The organism is Rhizobium vallis, from assembly GCF_003985155.1.
Taxonomy (GTDB): domain Bacteria; phylum Pseudomonadota; class Alphaproteobacteria; order Rhizobiales; family Rhizobiaceae; genus Rhizobium; species Rhizobium vallis.
In genome coordinates this window covers 82,675-100,322 of sequence record NZ_ML133692.1, presented here as the reverse complement: position 1 = coordinate 100,322, position 17,648 = coordinate 82,675, and the positions used below count along the sequence as shown (strand labels likewise).

Sequence of the window (17,648 nt, the reverse complement as noted above, 5' to 3'; positions counted from 1 at the left end):
TCCCCTTTTTGGCTGCCCCATGGAAACGGCCTCAGCCGCACGGAGGGGTTGCGAACACGGTTGTAAAAATCGACGGGAATGTAACCGAAGGTATCGCACCCGGCAATATATCGCCCAGGAATAACAGTCGATTGACAGAGCCGCCCATCGAAGATCGGAGGAGCGTCCGATGATTCAACTTCTGTGCGATGCACCTAGGCCTTTTGCGGCGTCTCCGGTACCGGTGTCAGCGCCGCCCCTTTTTCGAACCACGCAATGAGATTGTCGACGACGAGATCGGCCATGGCATTGCGCGTGGGCACGGATGCCGAAGCGACGTGCGGCAACAGCACGGCATTCTGAGGGGCGAGCAGGCCGGCCGGCACGGTCGGTTCGTCGTAGAAGACATCGAGGCCGGCGGCACCGAGTGCGCCGGACGCAAGGGCTGCACTTAACGCCTCCTCGTCCACCGTCCAGCCGCGGCCGACATTGACGAGAATGCCGTCCGGCCCGAGAGCGGCAAGAATATCGGCATCGATCGTCCTGTGCGTCTGCGATGTCTTCGGAACAATGGCGATCAGCGTATCCACCGCTTCCGCCAGCCCCTTCAGCGTCGGGTGATAATCATAAGGCGCGTCAGCATGGCGCGAACGCGTGTGATAGCTGATCTTCACCTTGAACGGCTCCAGCCGCTTGGCGATTTCGAGCCCGATGCGGCCAAGGCCGTAGAGCCCGACATGGCGACCCTTGAGCGAGAAGCGCGACAGCGGATAGGCAGTGCCCGGCTTCCAGTTGCCGGCACGCAGCCAGGCCTCGGCCCGCGGCAGCTCGCGGATCGTGTTCAAGAGCAGGCCGATCGCCGTGTCGGCGACCTCGTCGTTCAGAACATCGGGCGTATTGGTGACGACGATGCCCTTTTCGGCGGCACGCTTCACATCCATGCCGTCGTAGCCGACGCCGAAACTGGCGATCACCTCGACATCAGGCAGCTGGTCCATCCAGGCGCCGGTGAAGGCGCCGGAGACGGCGACGCCGCGGATGCGGCCGGCAGTTTCGCCATCCAGCGCGAGCCTTTCCTCGCGCGCGACTGTGATGATCTCAAAACGATCCTTCAGCCTTTCGAGAACACGGTCGTGTATCTTCCCGGGAACGAGAATGGCGATGCGGGACATGGCTTTTCCTCTTGGGTGGCAGTCTGGTTCAGGCGCGCGGCCGATGGGGACTGGTGGACTGGCGAATGCGCATTTCCGGCTTGATGAGATGCATGCCATCCGGCTCGTGGCTGCCGGCAAGGCGATCGAGCAGCGCCCGGGCGGCCAGGCGCCCGACCTCGGTCTGGCCGTTCCACACGGTCGTCAGCGCCGGGGTGGCGATCGAAGCCTCCTCGAGATCGTCATAGCCGGTGACGGAAATATCGCGTCCCGGCACCAGGCCGGCGCGTGCAATGCCGTTCATCAGGCCGATCGCGACGAGATCGTTCCAGCAGACGGCCGCCGTCGGCTTTTGCGGCAGCGAGAGGAAATGCACGGCGGCCTCGAAACCGCCCTGCTTCGAGCGCGGGCCGGGAATGCGCAGGTTCGGATCGACCTCGATGCCGGCCTTGCGCAACGCGTTGACATAGCCCTGGTAGCGGTCGCGGCCGGTGGACGTCTGGTCGGTGCCGCCGATCATGGCGATCGAGCGATGGCCGAGGCCGATCAGGTGGTTGGTGGCGAGCGAAATGCCGTAGCTGTCGTCACCGCGATAGGTCGGCAGGTCCTGCCCTTCCATGGAACGGGCGACGAGGATCGCCGGCATGCCGTTTTCTTCGGCCAGCTGCACGTCCTCCGGCGGCGTGCCGATCGCCGGCGACATGATGACGCCGTCGCCACCGAGCTGCAGCAGCGTCTCGATGAAAGTGCGCTGCTTTTCGACATTGTCGTAATGGTTGGAAAGAATGAAGGTGTGGCGGCTGCGATCGAGCTCACTTTCGATCGCCTTCAGGATCTCCCCGTAGAAGGGGTTCATGATGTCGTGGACGACGACGCCGATGATGCCGGAGCGCGAGGTGCGAAGGCTGGCGGCGCGGCGATTGTAGATATAGCCGAGCGCGCGCGCCTGTTCCTTGATCTTCTCCCGCGTATTGCCGGCGACGAGCGGACTGTCGCGTAAGGCAAGCGACACGGTCGCCGTTGAAATGCCGAGCGTTTCGGCGATCGTCGAAAGCTTGATCTTCTGGGCCACGTGTCCTCCTCCAGGCAGCACGCAAAACAGCAAGACCCCGCCGAAAAACCGGCGCGGCCCCTTAAAATGTTTAATTAAAAGATTTAACCGCCGGAAGCAATTCGTCTTTCGGGGGAAATTTCACTCGTCGTCCGGTTCTTCGATATGAAGGGCTTCCGCCTGCAGATTGCCGTCGATCGCCTTCAGCAGGCGGACGAGATTGCGTATTTCCTTTTCGGAGAATTCCAGCGTCGCCAGCCTGTCGCAGGCGGAAGCCGCCATTTCGATCGCCTGCACGCTGCCGCGGCCGAGTTCGGTCAGATAGACCTTGGTGAGGCGCGCATCCTCGGCATCGGGCTTGCGCTCGAGGAAACCCTGCGCCTCCATGCGGCCGATGGTGCGCGTCATCGTCGGCGCCTTGACGCCGAGCTTCTGGGCAAGGCCGCCGGCCGTCATGCCGTCGCTCTCGGCAAGCGAGAGGATGACGCCGTCCTGGCCAGCATAGAGCCCGCTTTCGAGCAGGTTGCGCGAGAGCACGGTGCGCATGGAACGAGCCGCCTGGGTCAGCGCCGGAGAAAGATCGATGAGCGTATACTCGGTCTGGTCCTTCTTCTTGGACTTGTTCTTTTTGCCGTCCTTGTGCTTCTTTCCCATAGCCATCCCTTTGATCTTTAAGCCCCGGCGCCACTGCGATATGACATTGCCCAGGATCTCGTCATAAACAAGAGGCAACCACCGGATGATGACGCCTTCGCCCCGCTTCGAAGACAGCGATCCGGCTTTTGCCCCTGGAGGACGTCGCACGATCGCCGTTCTGCCGCTCGGCGCTCATGAGCAGCACGGCCCTCACCTGCCCTTCGAAACCGACACCCTGATTGCCGAAGGCATCGTCGGACGATTGAAGATCGCCCTGCCCGCCGGCCTGCCGGTCATCTTCCTGCCCGCCGAATCGGTCGGCTATTCCATAGAGCATATGGATGTTGAAGGAACGAAGACGCTCGCCTTCGACGAGGCGGTAAACCGTTGGCTCAGCATCGCCGAAGGGCTGGCGAAGCAGGAAATCCGCAAATTCGTGATGCTGAACGCCCATGGCGGCAATTCGCCGATCACATCAATCGTCGCGACCGAGGCGAGGGTTCGTTTTGGCATGCTGGCGGTGGCGACCAGCTGGACCCGCTTCGGCCTGCCCGATGGAGTGGTGACGCCGGAGGAAAAGGCAATCGGCATCCATGGCGGCGATATCGAGACTTCGGTGATGCTGGCGCTTCATCCCGACAGGGTGGATATGGCGAAGGCAGCGGACTTTTCCTCGCGGCAGACGGACTTCGCCGCTCGTTTCAAACACCTACGCGCCTACGGGCCGCACGCCTTCGGCTGGAAGATGTCGGATCTCAATTCGCAAGGTGTGGCCGGCAATGCGGCAGTTGCGACGGCTGAAAAGGGCGAGGCGCTGATTGCGCATGCGGTGAAGGGATTGGTGGAATTGCTGGAGGATGTCGATGTATTCGACCTCACGCAGTTAAGGTGATGACAGCCTATCGGCGCCGGGCCGCTGATGTGATCTTATAACATTATAAAACCCTTTGAACTGCCACGCCCAAGCCATTATATGAGACCAACTGTTCAAGCGGCCGACCCCAAGCCCCTCGGCCGCATGCTTAATCCTAGAGGTTCTCATGACCGACGCGATTTCCACCCAGAAGCCCATTCCCGTCACCGTGCTCACCGGTTATCTCGGCGCCGGCAAGACGACGCTGCTCAACCGCATCCTTTCCGAAAACCACGGCAAGAAATATGCGGTCATCGTCAATGAGTTCGGCGAAATCGGCATCGACAACGACCTGATCGTTGAGTCCGACGAGGAAATCTACGAGATGAACAATGGCTGCGTCTGTTGCACGGTGCGCGGCGACTTGATCCGTGTCGTCGAAGGCCTGATGCGCCGTCCGGGCCGCTTCGACGGCATCATCGTCGAGACGACGGGCCTTGCCGATCCGGTGCCGGTCGCCCAGACCTTCTTCATGGACGACGACGTGCGCGCCAAGACCGAGCTCGACGCCGTCATTGCCCTCGTCGACGCCAAGCACCTGCCGCTGCGCCTGAAGGACAGCCGCGAGGCCGAAGACCAGATCGCTTTCGCCGACGTCGTCGTCATCAACAAGAGCGACCTCGTGACCCCGGAAGAGCTTGATGTGATCGACGACATCGTCCGCGCCATCAACCCGGCCGCCCGCGTCTACAAGACCAGCCGCTCCGGCGTCGACCTTGCCCGCGTACTAGACCAGGGCGCTTTTAATCTGGAACGCGCCCTTGAGAACGATCCGCATTTCCTGGAGCAAGGCCATGAAGACCATGTCTGCGGCCCGGATTGCGATCACGATCATCACCATCATGACCACGACCATGATCACGATCACCACGGCCATGACCATCATCACCATGGTGCAATGTCGGCGATCCACGACGTGACGGTGCAGTCGGTGTCACTGCGCGGCGGCGAGATGAATGCCGAACGCTTCTTCCCCTGGATCCAGAAGATCACCCAGACGCAGGGGCCGAACATTCTGCGCCTCAAGGGCATCATCGCCTTCAAGGACGATCCCGAACGTTACGTCGTCCAGGGTGTGCACATGATTATCGAAGGCGATCACCAGCGGCCATGGAAGGATGGCGAGAAGCACGAAAGCCGTCTCGTCTTCATCGGCCGCGATCTCGACCGCGAGAAACTCGAAGCCTCCTTCAAGGCCTGCGAGGCAGCCGCCTGATGCCGACAGTTGCACCGCTTGATCTCGACGGCCACGTTCTGGCCGTCGAATTTTTAGGTGATGTTCCCTTCTTCGCAAGCGCAGCCGGCACGTTTCACCGGCTGGACGGCGGCGAGAGGGTTTCAGAAGCCCACCAGGGCATGCTCACCGCGATCCGCGATCCCTATAGCGAAAGCCTGATATCAGGCGGCGAGGACGGCAAGGTCCTGCGCATTGCCGCCGACGGCAGCGTCAGCGAACTCGCGACCGCCCCGCGCAAGTGGATCTCGCAGGTCGCGGCCGGCCCGCAGGGCGCCATTGCCTATTCCTACGGCAAGAGTTCGCTCGTGCGCCTTGCCGACGGCACCACCAAGGAATTCCCCGAAGAGCGCACCGTCGAAGGCCTTGCCTTCGCGCCGAAGGGCCTGCGCATTGCCGCCGCGCGCTATAACGGCGTTTCGCTGCATTGGGTCGGCATGACCACCAAACCGGTCGATCTCGAATGGAAGGGCGCGCATACCGGCGTCACCTTCTCGCCTGACGGTAATTTCCTCGTCACCTCGATGCAGGAAAACGCGCTCCATGGCTGGAAGCTAGACATAAAGCCCGGCGCTGAAGCCCGCCACATGCGCATGACCGGCTATCCCGCCAAGGTGAAATCTCTTTCCTGGTCGGTCAAGGGCAAATGGCTTGCCTCTTCCGGCGCCCCGGCTGCCATCGTCTGGCCCTTCCAGGGCAAGGACGGGCCGATGGGCAAGGCGCCGCTGGAGCTCGGCACCCGCGCCAATATCATGGCGACCTCGGTGAAGTTTCATCCGCTGGAGGACATTCTCGCGATCGGCTTCATCGACGGCATGATTCTGGCCGTGCGCATCACCGACAGCAAGGAAGCGCTGCTGCGCCGCCCCGGCAAGGGCGCGATCACGGCGATGAGCTGGAGCGGGAACGGCAAGCTGCTCGCCTTCGCCTCTGAAGCGGGCGATTGCGGTGTCATCGACATCTCGGCTTGAGGCCGCATTGCCTGAAATGGACGAAGCTCTGACGGAACCTGAAATCGTTATCCTTGGCGCCGATCACATGCAGGCGGCGGCGGGGATCAGGCGCGTGGCGCTGTGGCAGCGCTTGCCTTGGCTGGCGGATCTGCATACGCCCGAGGAAGAAGAGCAGTACTGGCGCATGCATCTGCTGCCGAACTGCACGATCCTTGGCGCCGCCATCGGAATCCGGCTCGTCGGCGTTATCGCCTACGGCGATGACTGGATAGAGCAGCTTTACGTTCTCCCCGATTTCCAGGGCATGGGCATCGGCTCCCTCCTTCTCGATTCCGCCAAGGACGAAATGGACGAGATCCGGCTCTGGACATTCCAGCGCAATATCGGCGCACGCGCTTTCTACGAGCGGCACGGTTTTACCGCCGAGGAGGAGACCGACGGCCTCGACAACGAGGAAAAAGAGCCTGACGTGCTCTATCATTGGCGCCGGCTTCCGGAGCCGGCACTCGGTCTGCAACCGTCCGGCGCTTAGAATATGGGATCGTGCCCAGGCATAGTTATCGGGCTTGCCAAATTCCTTGCACGGGCGAAACATGAACTGCGTGCAGGAAACATCTTGCGCCGCGGCTGACAGAGGAAACGGAAATGCCGAAATCGACCGGCCTCGGTTCGGCCGAGCAACCACCGCAGCCCCTTGGCAACACGTCCGTTTGGGCGGTGATCCGCGCCGAGGCGGCGGAGCTTGCCGCGCGCGAGCCGATATTGCAGCGGCTGCTTGCCACTGAAGTCACCGACACTGCCGGCAACAATGAAATTATCGCCCGCGTGCTGGCCTCAAGGCTCTGCGCAGCGCAGGTGGAAACAGATGGTCTGTTCGATCTCATCCTGTCGGCGTTGAGCGACGATATCATGCGAAAGGTCGAGGCCGATCTCTTTGCGGTGCGCGAGCGCGATCCGGCCTGCACGACATTTCTGCACGCCCTCCTCAATCTGAAGGGCTTTCATGCGCTGCAAACGCACCGCATCGCCCATGCGCTCTGGAATGCCGGCCGGCCGGAGATCGCAAGCTGGCTCTCAAACCTCGCTTCGCTGGTCTTCGGGCCGGATATCCATCCGGCAGCAAGGATCGGCGCGTCCATCATGCTCGACCATGGCTCGGGCATCGTCATCGGCGAGACCGCGGTGATCGAGGACGAAGTATCGATCCTGCAGAACGTCACGCTCGGCGGCACCGGCAAGGAGACCGGCGACCGGCACCCGAAGATCCGCCATGGCGTGATGATCGGCGCGGGCGCCAAGATTCTCGGCAATATCGAAATCGGCGCCTTCAGCAAAATCGCCGCCGGCAGCGTCGTGCTAAAGGCCGTTCCCCCGCATTGCACGGTGGCCGGCGTGCCGGCAGCCGTCGTGCGCATCCATCGCGCCGACGAAATCCCCGCAGAGACGATGGACCAGAATATCTAGGTCGTAGCAGGAGGGGCTTGGGTCTTTCGTGTCTGCGGACGAACCGGTCGCCTCCACCCTCACCTGAAAAAACAATCCGCGCCGCAACCACAGAAGGCCCGCCTGCCTCCAGGGTCAAGCGGCGCGGACATTGCCAGCCGGGGAAAGAATCTAACCCCGGCCGGCGGTCGCGCAGCCTCAGGCTGCGCGGCGAACCGGCGCGCTGGCCAGCATGCGCCCCGAGGGAACGATCATGCCGGCCGCGCCGTCAAGCCAGCCTTCCGTGAGCTCGAGCGCAAGAAAGCGCGAGCGTTCGAACGGGCCTGGCATGACAAGATGGCGAGCCTTTTCGGCAAAGAAACCGAAGCGCTCGTAATAGGCCGCATCGCCGACGAGCAGGACGGCACCATGCCCGCGATGTTTCGCTTCGAGGATCGCCGCGCGCATCAGCGCCGAGCCGATGCCCTTGCCGCCGTGATGAGGAGAAACCGCAAGCGGACCGAGCAACAGCGCATTGATCGGCGTGCCTTCGTCGTTGACGCCGGCCTCGATGTTCCAGAGCCGCACCGAGCCGATGACATGGCCGTCGCGGTCCCGCGCAACGAGCGCAAGGCCCTCGGCCGGAACACGGTTGCGACGGATCTTCTCCGACGATTTCTTGCGGCGATCCGGGCCCATGACACGATCGAGCAGGTTTTCGCGGGCAACGACATCCGAAGGATTTTCGGCGTCGATGGTGAAGGTGGTGGGCGCAAAGAATGCGCGGACAGAATCAAGAACAGCGGCCATCTTGGCCTCCCGTACCCAATACCGTTATCAGCGGCGATGAAGGAAATTGTGAATTTGCCGCCCCGGCTGGTTACGGGGCCGGCGGAAACGACCTTAGATGACGTAGGCCTTCAGCGGCTCGAAACCGTTGAAAGCGACCGCCGAATAGGTCGTCGTGTAGGCGCCGGTGCCTTCGATCAGGACCTCGTCGCCGATCGAAAGGGAGATCGGCAGCGGATAGAGGTTCTTCTCGTAGAGCACGTCGGCCGAATCGCAGGTCGGGCCGGCGATGACGCAGGGCTCCATCTCGTCGCCGTCGCGATCCGTGCGGATCGGGTAGCGGATGGCTTCGTCCATCGTCTCGGCGAGACCGCCGAACTTGCCGATGTCGAGGAATACCCAACGCGCATCGTCATTGTCCGACTTCTTCGAGATCAGCACGACTTCAGCCTTGATGACGCCGGCATTGCCGACCATGCCGCGGCCCGGCTCGATGATCGTCTGCGGGATCTGGTTGCCGAAATGCGTGCGCAGCGCCTGGTAGATCGACTTGCCGTAAGCTTCTGCGGACGGAACGTCACGCAGGTACTTGGTCGGGAAGCCGCCGCCCATGTTGACCATCTGCAGGTGGATGCCCTGCTTGGCAAGCGATACGAAGACGCGCTTGGCATCGGCAAGAGCCGAATCCCAGGCATCGACCTTTGTCATCTGCGAGCCGACATGGAACGAGACGCCGTAGGACTGCAGGCCGAGCTGATGAGCGTAGACGAGAACGTCGACGGCCATCTGCGGCACGCAGCCGAACTTGCGCGACAGCGGCCATTCGGCACCTTCGCCGTCCGTCAGCACGCGGCAGAAAACACGGGCGCCGGGAGCGGCGCGCGAGATCTTCTCGACTTCCTCGTGGCTGTCGACCGCAAAGAGGCTGACGCCGAGCGCATGAGCGCGAGCGATATCACGCTCCTTCTTGATCGTGTTGCCGAAGGAGACGCGGGCAGCGGTCGCACCGGCTTCGAGCGCCATTTCGATTTCGGCAACGGATGCGCAATCGAAATTGGAGCCGAGGCCTGCGAGCAGCTTCAGCACTTCGGGAGCCGGGTTGGCCTTGACGGCGTAGTAGATGGCGCTGTCCGGCATGGCGTGACGGAAGGCGTGGAAATTGTCTCTGATGACGTCGAGGTCAACCACGAGGCAGGGACCGTCGGGACGTCGGGTTGCGAGAAAGTCGCGGATGCGCTGGGTGGTCATATCGATTCCCTCTTCCAATTCCAGAGCTCCGGTATCAACCGGAGGACAAAGGGCATACGAGAACTCGCATTGGAACCAGCCGGTGGAGACCCCGGAACCATAGCAAGCGCTCGATGCGCGGATAATGAACCAACGCCGCGGACGCGGTGTAAGTTCGGCTTTGTCTGCCATGGATTGGAGGGAGAATCCCAACCGCACTTCCGGCAATGATGGTGTGCCTCTTCAGTAACCCCCGCTGATGGAAAGCAGGGAGAGAACAAAAAGGCCCGCACCGTCGTTGCTTCAGGCGTCCTCGCATTTTCCGGTTGGCCGGAATAGCGACTGGAGGGGTTAATTCCAGGTACCTTACCGATTTCCTCACCAATTCGAGGGTTCGGCGGACACCCATGGGCACGTGCGACTTTGGGCTGAGTGGGAAATAAGAATATTCGCCTTCATAATCAAGCGTTTTTTTGATCTTGAGGTCAAAAAAATAATTGAACAAAACGGACCGATTTGTTCAATATTCCAAAACAGCCTTTGGGGATATCAATGGATACCTTGACCCGCATACGTGCCTTCATCGATGTCGTCGAGGCCGAAGGTTTTTCCGCCGCGGCGCGGCGCACTGGCCGCTCCAAGGCGTTGCTCTCCAAATATGTGCGCGAGCTGGAGGACGAGCTCGGCGCCCTGCTGCTCAACCGCACCACCCGGCAGTTCTCGATGACCGAGGCCGGCCACACCTACTACCGCACCGCTTCCGACATTCTGAAGGAGATCGACAACCTCGCCGATCTCGTGCGCGAGAATAATGCGCAGCTGAAAGGGCGCCTTCGCATTTCGGTGCCTCGCACCTTCGTCGATGCCGATGTTGGCCAGTCGCTGATCGATTTCGCCAGGGAGAACCCGGACCTGTCACTTGAGATCGCTGCGGATGATCGATTCGTCGACCTGATCGAGGAAGGCTTCGATGTGGCGATCCGCATCACCAAGCTCGAGGATTCCGGCATGATCGCCCGCAAGATCTCCGATTTCCGCGTTCATCTCTGCGCCACCCCAGGCTTTCTCGAGCGCTATCCCGATCTTGAGCATCCGACCGGTCTTTCGAACGTCCCCTTCATCGTCGATACCAATGCGCGCACCCAGGCGAGCATCCGCTTCTATAACCCTGACAACACCACCTTCGCCGTGGCCGTTGCCGGACCGATAGAAGTCAACAGCCCGCATGCGACATTACGAGCGGCGCTTGCCGGCATCGGCGTCGCCCTCATCCCGGATTTCATCGCCCGCAAGCCGATCGAAAGCGGCGAACTGGTGACGCTGTTCAATGACTACATCCCGACCGACCGCGGCATCTACGCCGTCTATCCGCACCGGCGCTACCTGCCGGCCAAGGTGAGGATCTTCGTCGATTATCTGCACAACTGGTTCAAGAAGCATCCTTAGCGCCGCCTGCGCGGCGCTGCGACATCCGGTCTCGCTCCAGCCGCCGCTCAGATGAATCCGGCACGGAATCCGGTCCCAATTCCGTCCCAATTTCTGGCAAGAAGTCAGGGTCAGCGAACAGGGCAGCGGGATAGATGAGACATTCGACGATACTGATGGCCGCGCTTCTTTCGCTGGTCCCGGCCGCCGCCTTTGCCCATCCTCACATCTTCGTGGAGGCCCGCCTCGAAGTCGTCGCCGGCAAGGATGGCAGCATCGAGGAGCTGCGCAATGTCTGGCGCTTCGACGAAGTCTTCTCCTCCTCCGTCGTCATGGATTTCGACAAGAATACCGACCTGAAGCTGGAGCCAAACGAGCTCGCGGAAGTCGGCAAAACGGTGAAGCAGTCGCTTGCCGATTACGACTACTACATGAACCTGACGATCAACGGGAAGAACATCACCGTCCAGAAGCCGGACACCATCCATGTCGACTACAAGGATGGCCAGCTCCTGATGTTCTTTGCGGTCAAGCCGGTGGAGAAGATGCCGCTCAAGGGCAGGCTCACCTTCGGCGTCTATGACCCGACGCTCTATACGTCGATCGATTTTCCCACAGACAACGAGCTGGCGATCGTCGGCGACGGCTTCAAGGCCTGCAAGCATCAGGTGGTAAGGCCTGATGCCGACGAGGTGATCTCGCAAAACAAACAGTCGCTGACGGACGCCTTCTTCAACGATCCCACGGGCACCAACATGTCCAAACTCTTCGCCACCCGGCTGGAGGTTACATGCTGACGAAACGTCTGCCCCTCATCCTTTCCGCTGCGATCCTCACGCTTCTGACGGCGGTAAGTCTCGTCCATGCGCAATCGCCGCTCGGCATCGGCACGGCGGAGCCGAGTTTCCAGCCGACCGGCGGGCCGCTTGCCCCGCTTCTTCTCTATGTGAATTATGAGCAGCAAGCCTTTTACCGGGCGTTGACCGGCGCCTTGAAAGCGATGCGTCAGGATCCGTGGCAACTGGCGTCGCTGATCGGCCTCTCCTTCGCCTATGGCGTCTTCCACGCCGCCGGCCCTGGCCACGGCAAGGCGGTCATCTCCTCCTACATGATCGCCAACGAGATCGAGTTGAAGCGCGGCGTGGTGATCTCCTTCATCTCGGCCTTCGTCCAGGGCGTCGTCGCGGTGGCGCTGGTCGGCGGCGCCTGGCTGGTGCTGCGCGGCACCGGCATCACGCTGACGGCGGCGACCCACGCAATGGAGATCGCAAGCTTCGTCATGGTCATCCTCTTCGGCGGCTGGCTCTTGTTCCGCAAACTGCGCTCGATGGTGGGCAACATGCCGCGACGCCGGCTGATGGCGACGCCTGCTGGCCCGGTCAGCATGATGCTCGACTGGAAGGATAATGCGGCTGAACGCCAGGCCTATGCCTTCAACGGCAAGGCGCAGGCGGTGGAAGCCGGCCATACTTTCGTTCCCGGCATGGCCTGCGAAACCTGCGGCAATGCCCATGTGCCCGATCCCAGCTTGCTCGGCGGCGATAGATTCAGCGCCCGCGAGGCCTGGTCGGCCATCGTGGCGGTCGGTCTTCGCCCCTGCTCCGGCGCGTTGCTGGTCATGACCTTCTCGCTGCTGAACGGGCTCTATCTCGGCGGCATGCTTTCGGTCGCCGCCATGTCGCTCGGCACGGCGATCACCGTTTCCCTGCTGGCAACGCTCGCCGTCACCGCCAAGGGCGCCGCCGTCCGTCTCTCCGGACGCGGTTCAACCGCCTCGGTCTGGATCGGCAATGCCATCGAAATCCTCGGCGCCCTTCTCGTCATCCTGATGGGCGCCCTATTGCTCGGTGCTTCGCTGCAGGGGTAACAATTCCAGCAAAAGACGCGTCCGGAATTGCGCATGCCGTGGGTCTACTTCCCCCGGCTCCTCTGATAGCGCGCCCGCAGCCAGAAGACCGCGAAAAACGCCATGATGAGGCAGACGCCGACAAAGATTGCCAGCACCGGCGAAAAATTGCCGATCCACAGCACGATGGTCGGCAGGAAATAGATGACCAGGGCGGCGCCGAGCAAGATGATGCCGGCGGCAGTCGCCTGCGAGCGGCTTTCCGGGCTCATACGAGCCTTTCCTTTTCGAGATCGGCTCGGATGTCCTGCAGACGACGGATCTGGTTGCCGTCAGCATCGAAATTGCCGGGCGAAAGCCAGGCCTCGAAGGCCATATTGATCAGCGGCCATTCACTGTCGATCATCGAGAACCAGGCGGTATCGCGGTTGCGGCGCTTGGAGATCATGTGCTGGCGGAAGACGCCTTCGAAGCTGAAGCCGTAACGCGTAGCCGTCGTCTTGCTCGCCTCGTTGTTGTTGTCGCATTTCCATTCGTAACGGCGATATCCGAGATCTTCGAACACGTGCTTGGCCATCAGGTAATGCGCCTCGGTGGAAAGCGGCGAACGCTTCATATCGGGGCCGTGCGCCACCCCACCGATCTCGACGACGCCGTTTGCCGGGTCGGCGCGCATATAGTTCGCCATGCCGACAATCTTACCGGTGGCATTGTCGCGGAAGATATGGGTGAGCCAGCCGGATTTGGTGCAGACGGTTTCCAGCCAGTTGGCGAAATCGTCGATACCGGAAAAATCGTCCTGCGCGAAATAGAGAAGCAGCGGGTTGATGCCCATGCCGCCGAGCCCGTCCCAGAGCGCATCGAGATGCGCCTCGCGCCGATAAGGCTCGACGGTGACGAAACGGCCTTTCAGCGTGACCGGCTTCGGCGCCGGGCAGCCTTTGAAATTTGCAAGATCGCGCATGCTCACTCCCCTTGTCTAGGAGTGGATAGGCCAGCCGCCCGACAAAGGCAACCGGCCTAGATGTTACTGTGACAAGGTAACCTTGGCGGAGGAGACCGTCACCTCGATATGGTCGACCAATTGGTCGGCAAGGCCGAGCCGGCCGGCGAGGAGATCGAGATAACCGCGCTCGGCGCGCGAATCCGGCTCAATGGTGAGCCGTGAGGCGGTGTAGAGTTCGACTCGCTGTTCTTCGGTCGTCGCCGCAGCGACGAGCGCATCGATATCCGTCGGCGAAGCAAGCTCCCGCTCGATGAAGGCCGCAGCCTCGCCGCTGACATCGGCGGCCTTGACCTTGTCCATGATGAGGGCGCGCTCGGCATCGTCGATATGGCCGTCAGCCTTGGCTGCGGCAATCATCGCACGGATCAGCACCAGCACGAATTCGTTGCTGCCGGCAGGCGACGTCGGCCCGAAACCGGATTCGGCAGGCGGCGGCAAGAGGACCGGATTGTTAGCCGACGGCGCATCCGAGGGAGCTGCAGGCGCCTGGCCCGCCTGGTAATTCTTGTAGGCCTGGTAACCGAGGCCCGCGATGGCGGCAAGACCGCCGATCGCCAGCGCGTTGCCAGCAATACCGCGGCCGGTCTTGGTGCCGAGGAGCACGGCTGCGATTGCGCCAGTCGCCAGCGGATTGTTCCTGGCCGTCTGCACGGCCTCACCCGCCTTATCGCGGACCGTACCGCCGAGACCCGGCACCTGCGAACCCAAGAACTGGTCGAGAAGCTTCTTTGCGTCGAACATTCCTCGTCGTCTCCCTGTTTGAGGCTGGAGGAGAACATAGGTTTGCGACGGGGGAAATACAAACAGAGGAGCGGGATTGGCCGTGAGGCAACCCCGCTCCCGCCGAAACTCAGGCCTTCAGCGCCGCGGCCTCTGCCGCGAGCTTGGTGATACCAGCCCAGTCGCCGGCTGCGACCAGTTCCTTCGGTGCCACCCAGGAGCCGCCGACGCAGATGACGTTCGGCAGCGTGAGGTAATCATTGGCGTTCTTCAGCGAGATGCCGCCGGTCGGGCAGAACAGCGTGCCGGCAAGTGGCGAAGAGAGTGCCTTCAGATAGGAAGCCCCTCCGGCCTGCTCGGCCGGGAAGAACTTCAACACCTGGTAGCCTTCTTCGCGCAGTGCCATGACTTCGCTGGCGGTCGCGGCGCCCGGAAGCAGCGGTACGTCGGAATCGGCGGCAGCATCCAGCAGTTCCTGCGTCGTGCCCGGGCTGACGATGAATTTCGAGCCGGCCTGAACGGCAGCCTCCCAATGGGCGGCATTCAGGATCGTACCGGCGCCGACCTCAGCGCCCTCGACCTCGGCGGCGACAGCGCGCACGGCTTCGAGGGCCGCCGGCGTGCGCATGGTGATCTCGATCGCCTTCAGGCCACCTGCGACGAGCGCGCGGGCCAGCAGCACGGCCGACTTCGCATCGTCGACGATCAATACCGGAACGACCGGCTGGAGTTTCAGGATGGAAAGGAGCTTCTCTGTTTTCTCGCCCATGGTCGTACGCCTTCCTTGACTTGAAACGATTGAATTCCGATCCCGAATAACGCCCTCGCGGAACCTTGTCGAGATAAAACCAGTTCCCGTTACAGGATGGGTATGAAATGCGTAGAAATTGGTCTACCGTGTCGCAATCGTCACAAAAGGTTCATCTGGTATGGCGAAAGAGATCGAACGGAAGTTTCTCGTACGCAGCGACGGATGGCGTTCCGCCGTCGAGACGAAGTCCGTCCTCAGACAGGGTTACATCGCCTCGATGGACGATCGTTCCGTACGGGTGCGCACTCTCGACGGCAAAAAGGCCAGACTGACGATCAAGATCGGCCGCAGCGCCATCACCCGCGATGAATTCGAATATGACATTCCGGTTGCCGATGCCGAGGAGCTGCTGCAGAACGCCAGCGGCATCGTCATCGAGAAGACGCGTTACCGCGTTCCGCATGAGGGCTTCGTCTGGGAGGTCGACGTCTTTGCCGGCGAACATCGAGGATTGGTGATCGCCGAGGTCGAAATGTCGTCGGAAACCGACAGTCCTGGCCTGCCCTCCTGGCTTGGCCGCGAAGTGACCGGCGATGTGCGCTATTCCAACCAGGCCCTCGCCACAGAATACGAGCACGACAGGCATGGCCTATCGAATACGGCCTGACGCCGATTTCACCGAAGAATTCCGCAACGTCGCCACCGAGCAGTTGGACCGCGCCGTCACAGTTCTGGAAGAGCGGCCGGACGGTGCGCATGAGGCGATCCATGCCTTTCGCAAGAACCTGAAGCGGCTGCGCTCGCTCTATCGGCTCGTGGCCCGAGAGGTGCCGGATTTCCGGGACCACGAAAATACGCGGCTTCGCGATGCTGCGCTGTCGCTTTCGGCGATCCGCGACGCCACCGCCCTCATCGGCACCGCGCAATATCTGCAGCAGACCGCACGTGGCAAAGAGAAGAAGGAGGCGCTCGGCCGCATCGTCACCATTCTCGAAGGACGCCGCGACTGGATGGCGGAAGCCGAAAGCGGCCTGGAACAGCGGCTGATGGAAACCACGGGCGTGCTGAAGGAAGCGATCACGGCCCTCGATACCGTCTCCTTTGACACCCGCCACCGCAAGAACGCCCGCATGCTGGGCAAGAGCTGGCGACGCACCGCGCGCAAGGCGAAGGCCGCGCTTGCAGCCTGCCATGGCGAGGCGTCGGCCGACGATTTCCACAATCTGCGCAAACGCACCTATGACTACCGGCTCTACCACGGCCTTTTGCGCGACGTCTGGCCGGGCGCGATGGAGGCCAAGCGCGATACCGCCAAGGAGCTCGTCGAGGATCTCGGCCACATCCACGATCTCGCCGTGCTTTCCGAATTGGTCGAGGCCGAACCGCAGCTCTTCACCCGTAACGACGACCTGACGCATCTGCTCGACGCCATCATCTTCCGCCAGCAGGAGGACCGGCGGCAAGCGCTCGTCAAGGCCGAAGCCGTCTTCGCCGATGACCCCGACGAGGAAGCCGAGCGCATCGAACTTCTCTGGCTGGCGTCCGGGAACTGAGAGAAAGCCGCCATTGGCGAAGGCAATTGCGCGATGCGCCGATTTTCTGTATTTCCGGCCCATGACCGACAGCCTGACACACACCAGCCCGTTCCTCGTGGCGGCGCTCTACCATTTCGTTTCCGTGCCGCGCTTTCAGAGCCTGCAGGCACCGCTGCAGGCGCTCTGCGAGGAGAACGGCGTCAAGGGAACGCTGCTTCTGGCGCATGAAGGCATCAACGGCACGATCGCGGGACCGGATGCCGGCATTGGCGCCGTGCTCTCTTTCCTGCGCGCCCAGCCGGAATTTTCGAGCCTGGAACACAAGGAGAGCCGCGCTTCGAAAATGCCCTTCCTGCGCATGAAGGTGAAGCTGAAGAAGGAAATCGTCACCATGGGCGTCGAAGACATCGACCCCAACAAGGTGGTCGGCACCTATGTGGCGCCGAAGGACTGGAACGCATTGATCTCCGATCCCGATACGATCGTTATCGACACCCGCAACGACTATGAGACGGCGATCGGCACCTTTCGCGGCGCGCTCGACCCGAAGACGAAGACGTTCCGCGAGTTTCCTGAGTGGGTGCGCCAGAATCCGGGCCTGCACAACAAGCCGAAGGTCGCCATGTACTGCACCGGCGGCATACGCTGCGAGAAGGCCACCGCCTTCATGAAGGAGCAGGGCTTCGACGAGGTCTATCACCTCAAGGGCGGCATCCTGAAATATCTGGAAGAAGTGCCGCAGGAGGAAAGCCTCTGGGACGGTGCCTGCTTCGTCTTCGACGAGCGCGTCTCGGTCGAGCACGGGCTTAGGGAAGGCGAACACAAGCTGTGCCACGCCTGCCGCAACCCGATCACATCAGAGGAAATGACCTCGCCGCTCTACGAAGAAGGCGTCTCCTGCAGCCATTGCTATCACACACGCACAGAGGAAGACCGGCTGCGCTATCGTCAGCGGCAGCACCAGATCGCGCTCGCAAAGAAGCGCGGCCTGCGGCATATCGGCAGTTGAG

General features: G+C 61.9%; 20 protein-coding genes. 11 read left to right on the top strand and 9 right to left on the bottom strand.

All coding sequences use genetic code 11. From position 1 onward, the window contains the following. Nucleotides 1–194: 194 nt before the first annotated feature. The 3 genes from EFQ99_RS20150 to EFQ99_RS20140 form a co-directional block, all read right to left on the bottom strand. Complete coding sequence (locus tag EFQ99_RS20150; protein WP_126922997.1) at nt 195–1,151, bottom strand: 2-hydroxyacid dehydrogenase; 957 nt, start codon at nt 1,149–1,151, stop codon at nt 195–197. A gap of 28 nt (nt 1,152–1,179) precedes the next feature. Next, a complete protein-coding gene (locus tag EFQ99_RS20145; RefSeq protein WP_064805004.1) occupies nt 1,180–2,202 on the bottom strand; it encodes a LacI family DNA-binding transcriptional regulator in 1,023 nt (340 codons plus the stop codon). 120 nt (nt 2,203–2,322) lie between these two features. Continuing rightward, nucleotides 2,323–2,835, bottom strand: a complete 513-nt coding sequence (locus tag EFQ99_RS20140; RefSeq protein ID WP_126922996.1) for a MarR family winged helix-turn-helix transcriptional regulator — start codon at nt 2,833–2,835, stop codon at nt 2,323–2,325. An 85-nt stretch (nt 2,836–2,920) separates the two neighbouring features. Between EFQ99_RS20140 and EFQ99_RS20135 the strand changes: the two genes are divergently transcribed. The 5 genes from EFQ99_RS20135 to cysE all read left to right on the top strand — a co-directional run bounded on the left by EFQ99_RS20135 (nt 2,921) and on the right by cysE (nt 7,381). After that, entirely contained in the window at nt 2,921–3,709 is a 789-nt protein-coding gene (locus EFQ99_RS20135) for a creatininase family protein (protein WP_126922995.1), read from the top strand. A 148-nt stretch (nt 3,710–3,857) separates the two neighbouring features. After that, on the top strand, nt 3,858–4,946 hold the full coding sequence (locus EFQ99_RS20130) for a CobW family GTP-binding protein (RefSeq protein WP_126922994.1): 1,089 nt from the start codon (nt 3,858–3,860) through the stop codon (nt 4,944–4,946). Next, on the top strand, nt 4,946–5,935 hold the full coding sequence (locus tag EFQ99_RS20125; protein WP_126922993.1) for a WD40 repeat domain-containing protein: 990 nt from the start codon (nt 4,946–4,948) through the stop codon (nt 5,933–5,935). Before EFQ99_RS20130 ends, EFQ99_RS20125 begins: the two co-directional genes overlap by 1 nt. A gap of 16 nt (nt 5,936–5,951) precedes the next feature. Next, complete coding sequence (locus tag EFQ99_RS20120; RefSeq protein WP_126923210.1) at nt 5,952–6,449, top strand: GNAT family N-acetyltransferase; 498 nt, start codon at nt 5,952–5,954, stop codon at nt 6,447–6,449. Nucleotides 6,450–6,562: 113 nt separating this feature from the next. Next, the gene (gene cysE, locus EFQ99_RS20115) at nt 6,563–7,381 is read left to right on the top strand and encodes a serine O-acetyltransferase (protein WP_126922992.1); all 819 of its coding nucleotides are present in this window, start codon (nt 6,563–6,565) and stop codon (nt 7,379–7,381) included. A 177-nt stretch (nt 7,382–7,558) separates the two neighbouring features. Here the strand turns inward: cysE and EFQ99_RS20110 are convergent, their stop codons facing one another. Together EFQ99_RS20110 and odc2 are read right to left on the bottom strand one after the other, a co-directional pair. Continuing rightward, complete coding sequence (locus EFQ99_RS20110; protein WP_126922991.1) at nt 7,559–8,149, bottom strand: GNAT family N-acetyltransferase; 591 nt, start codon at nt 8,147–8,149, stop codon at nt 7,559–7,561. Nucleotides 8,150–8,242: 93 nt separating this feature from the next. Continuing rightward, a complete protein-coding gene (odc2, locus tag EFQ99_RS20105) occupies nt 8,243–9,376 on the bottom strand; it encodes an ornithine/lysine decarboxylase (RefSeq protein ID WP_126922990.1) in 1,134 nt (377 codons plus the stop codon). 531 nt (nt 9,377–9,907) lie between these two features. Here odc2 and EFQ99_RS20100 point away from each other — a divergent pair. The 3 genes from EFQ99_RS20100 (at nt 9,908) to EFQ99_RS20090 (ending at nt 12,647) form a co-directional block, all read left to right on the top strand. Then, nucleotides 9,908–10,801 (top strand): LysR family transcriptional regulator, encoded by an 894-nt coding sequence (locus tag EFQ99_RS20100; protein WP_126922989.1) that lies wholly within the window; start codon nt 9,908–9,910, stop codon nt 10,799–10,801. 134 nt (nt 10,802–10,935) lie between these two features. Next, nucleotides 10,936–11,577, top strand: a complete 642-nt coding sequence (locus tag EFQ99_RS20095; RefSeq protein ID WP_126922988.1) for a DUF1007 family protein — start codon at nt 10,936–10,938, stop codon at nt 11,575–11,577. Next, complete coding sequence (locus tag EFQ99_RS20090) at nt 11,571–12,647, top strand: nickel/cobalt transporter (RefSeq protein ID WP_126922987.1); 1,077 nt, start codon at nt 11,571–11,573, stop codon at nt 12,645–12,647. Before EFQ99_RS20095 ends, EFQ99_RS20090 begins: the two co-directional genes overlap by 7 nt. 44 nt (nt 12,648–12,691) lie before the next feature. On the opposite strand, the gene EFQ99_RS20085 is transcribed toward EFQ99_RS20090, so the two are convergent. The 4 genes from EFQ99_RS20085 to EFQ99_RS20070 form a co-directional block, all read right to left on the bottom strand. Next, nucleotides 12,692–12,898: a hypothetical protein gene (locus tag EFQ99_RS20085; RefSeq protein WP_126922986.1), complete on the bottom strand. Its 207-nt coding sequence runs from the start codon at nt 12,896–12,898 to the stop codon at nt 12,692–12,694. Continuing rightward, on the bottom strand, nt 12,895–13,590 hold the full coding sequence (locus tag EFQ99_RS20080) for a GNAT family N-acetyltransferase (RefSeq protein WP_126922985.1): 696 nt from the start codon (nt 13,588–13,590) through the stop codon (nt 12,895–12,897). The genes EFQ99_RS20085 and EFQ99_RS20080 overlap by 4 nt, the downstream gene beginning before the upstream one ends. Before the next feature lie 63 nt (nt 13,591–13,653). Further along, complete coding sequence (locus EFQ99_RS20075; protein WP_126922984.1) at nt 13,654–14,373, bottom strand: tellurite resistance TerB family protein; 720 nt, start codon at nt 14,371–14,373, stop codon at nt 13,654–13,656. 109 nt (nt 14,374–14,482) lie between these two features. Then, nucleotides 14,483–15,121 (bottom strand): 2-dehydro-3-deoxy-phosphogluconate aldolase, encoded by a 639-nt coding sequence (locus tag EFQ99_RS20070; RefSeq protein WP_126922983.1) that lies wholly within the window; start codon nt 15,119–15,121, stop codon nt 14,483–14,485. A gap of 160 nt (nt 15,122–15,281) precedes the next feature. Between EFQ99_RS20070 and EFQ99_RS20065 the strand changes: the two genes are divergently transcribed. From EFQ99_RS20065 to trhO, 3 genes are all read left to right on the top strand, one after another. Further along, on the top strand, nt 15,282–15,770 hold the full coding sequence (locus tag EFQ99_RS20065; RefSeq protein WP_126922982.1) for a CYTH domain-containing protein: 489 nt from the start codon (nt 15,282–15,284) through the stop codon (nt 15,768–15,770). After that, the gene (locus EFQ99_RS20060; RefSeq protein ID WP_126922981.1) at nt 15,748–16,656 is read left to right on the top strand and encodes a CHAD domain-containing protein; all 909 of its coding nucleotides are present in this window, start codon (nt 15,748–15,750) and stop codon (nt 16,654–16,656) included. Before EFQ99_RS20065 ends, EFQ99_RS20060 begins: the two co-directional genes overlap by 23 nt. Before the next feature lie 61 nt (nt 16,657–16,717). Beyond that, on the top strand, nt 16,718–17,647 hold the full coding sequence (gene trhO / locus EFQ99_RS20055) for an oxygen-dependent tRNA uridine(34) hydroxylase TrhO (RefSeq protein WP_126923209.1): 930 nt from the start codon (nt 16,718–16,720) through the stop codon (nt 17,645–17,647). Nucleotide 17,648 lies beyond the last annotated feature (1 nt).

Excerpts from the sequence above, each read along its gene's own strand:
- EFQ99_RS20150 (WP_126922997.1), bottom strand. The coding sequence starts at position 1,151 with ATGTCCCGCATCGCCATTCTCGTTCCCGGGAAGATACACGACCGTGTT.
- EFQ99_RS20140 (WP_126922996.1), bottom strand. The coding sequence starts at position 2,835 with ATGGGAAAGAAGCACAAGGACGGCAAAAAGAACAAGTCCAAGAAGAAG.
- EFQ99_RS20135 (WP_126922995.1), top strand. The coding sequence starts at position 2,921 with ATGATGACGCCTTCGCCCCGCTTCGAAGACAGCGATCCGGCTTTTGCC.
- EFQ99_RS20130 (WP_126922994.1), top strand. The coding sequence starts at position 3,858 with ATGACCGACGCGATTTCCACCCAGAAGCCCATTCCCGTCACCGTGCTC.
- EFQ99_RS20125 (WP_126922993.1), top strand. The coding sequence starts at position 4,946 with ATGCCGACAGTTGCACCGCTTGATCTCGACGGCCACGTTCTGGCCGTC.
- EFQ99_RS20120 (WP_126923210.1), top strand. The coding sequence starts at position 5,952 with ATGGACGAAGCTCTGACGGAACCTGAAATCGTTATCCTTGGCGCCGAT.
- cysE (WP_126922992.1), top strand. The coding sequence starts at position 6,563 with ATGCCGAAATCGACCGGCCTCGGTTCGGCCGAGCAACCACCGCAGCCC.
- EFQ99_RS20110 (WP_126922991.1), bottom strand. The coding sequence starts at position 8,149 with ATGGCCGCTGTTCTTGATTCTGTCCGCGCATTCTTTGCGCCCACCACC.
- odc2 (WP_126922990.1), bottom strand. The coding sequence starts at position 9,376 with ATGACCACCCAGCGCATCCGCGACTTTCTCGCAACCCGACGTCCCGAC.
- EFQ99_RS20100 (WP_126922989.1), top strand. The coding sequence starts at position 9,908 with ATGGATACCTTGACCCGCATACGTGCCTTCATCGATGTCGTCGAGGCC.
- EFQ99_RS20095 (WP_126922988.1), top strand. The coding sequence starts at position 10,936 with ATGAGACATTCGACGATACTGATGGCCGCGCTTCTTTCGCTGGTCCCG.
- EFQ99_RS20090 (WP_126922987.1), top strand. The coding sequence starts at position 11,571 with ATGCTGACGAAACGTCTGCCCCTCATCCTTTCCGCTGCGATCCTCACG.
- EFQ99_RS20085 (WP_126922986.1), bottom strand. The coding sequence starts at position 12,898 with ATGAGCCCGGAAAGCCGCTCGCAGGCGACTGCCGCCGGCATCATCTTG.
- EFQ99_RS20080 (WP_126922985.1), bottom strand. The coding sequence starts at position 13,590 with ATGCGCGATCTTGCAAATTTCAAAGGCTGCCCGGCGCCGAAGCCGGTC.
- EFQ99_RS20075 (WP_126922984.1), bottom strand. The coding sequence starts at position 14,373 with ATGTTCGACGCAAAGAAGCTTCTCGACCAGTTCTTGGGTTCGCAGGTG.
- EFQ99_RS20070 (WP_126922983.1), bottom strand. The coding sequence starts at position 15,121 with ATGGGCGAGAAAACAGAGAAGCTCCTTTCCATCCTGAAACTCCAGCCG.
- EFQ99_RS20065 (WP_126922982.1), top strand. The coding sequence starts at position 15,282 with ATGGCGAAAGAGATCGAACGGAAGTTTCTCGTACGCAGCGACGGATGG.
- EFQ99_RS20060 (WP_126922981.1), top strand. The coding sequence starts at position 15,748 with ATGGCCTATCGAATACGGCCTGACGCCGATTTCACCGAAGAATTCCGC.
- trhO (WP_126923209.1), top strand. The coding sequence starts at position 16,718 with ATGACCGACAGCCTGACACACACCAGCCCGTTCCTCGTGGCGGCGCTC.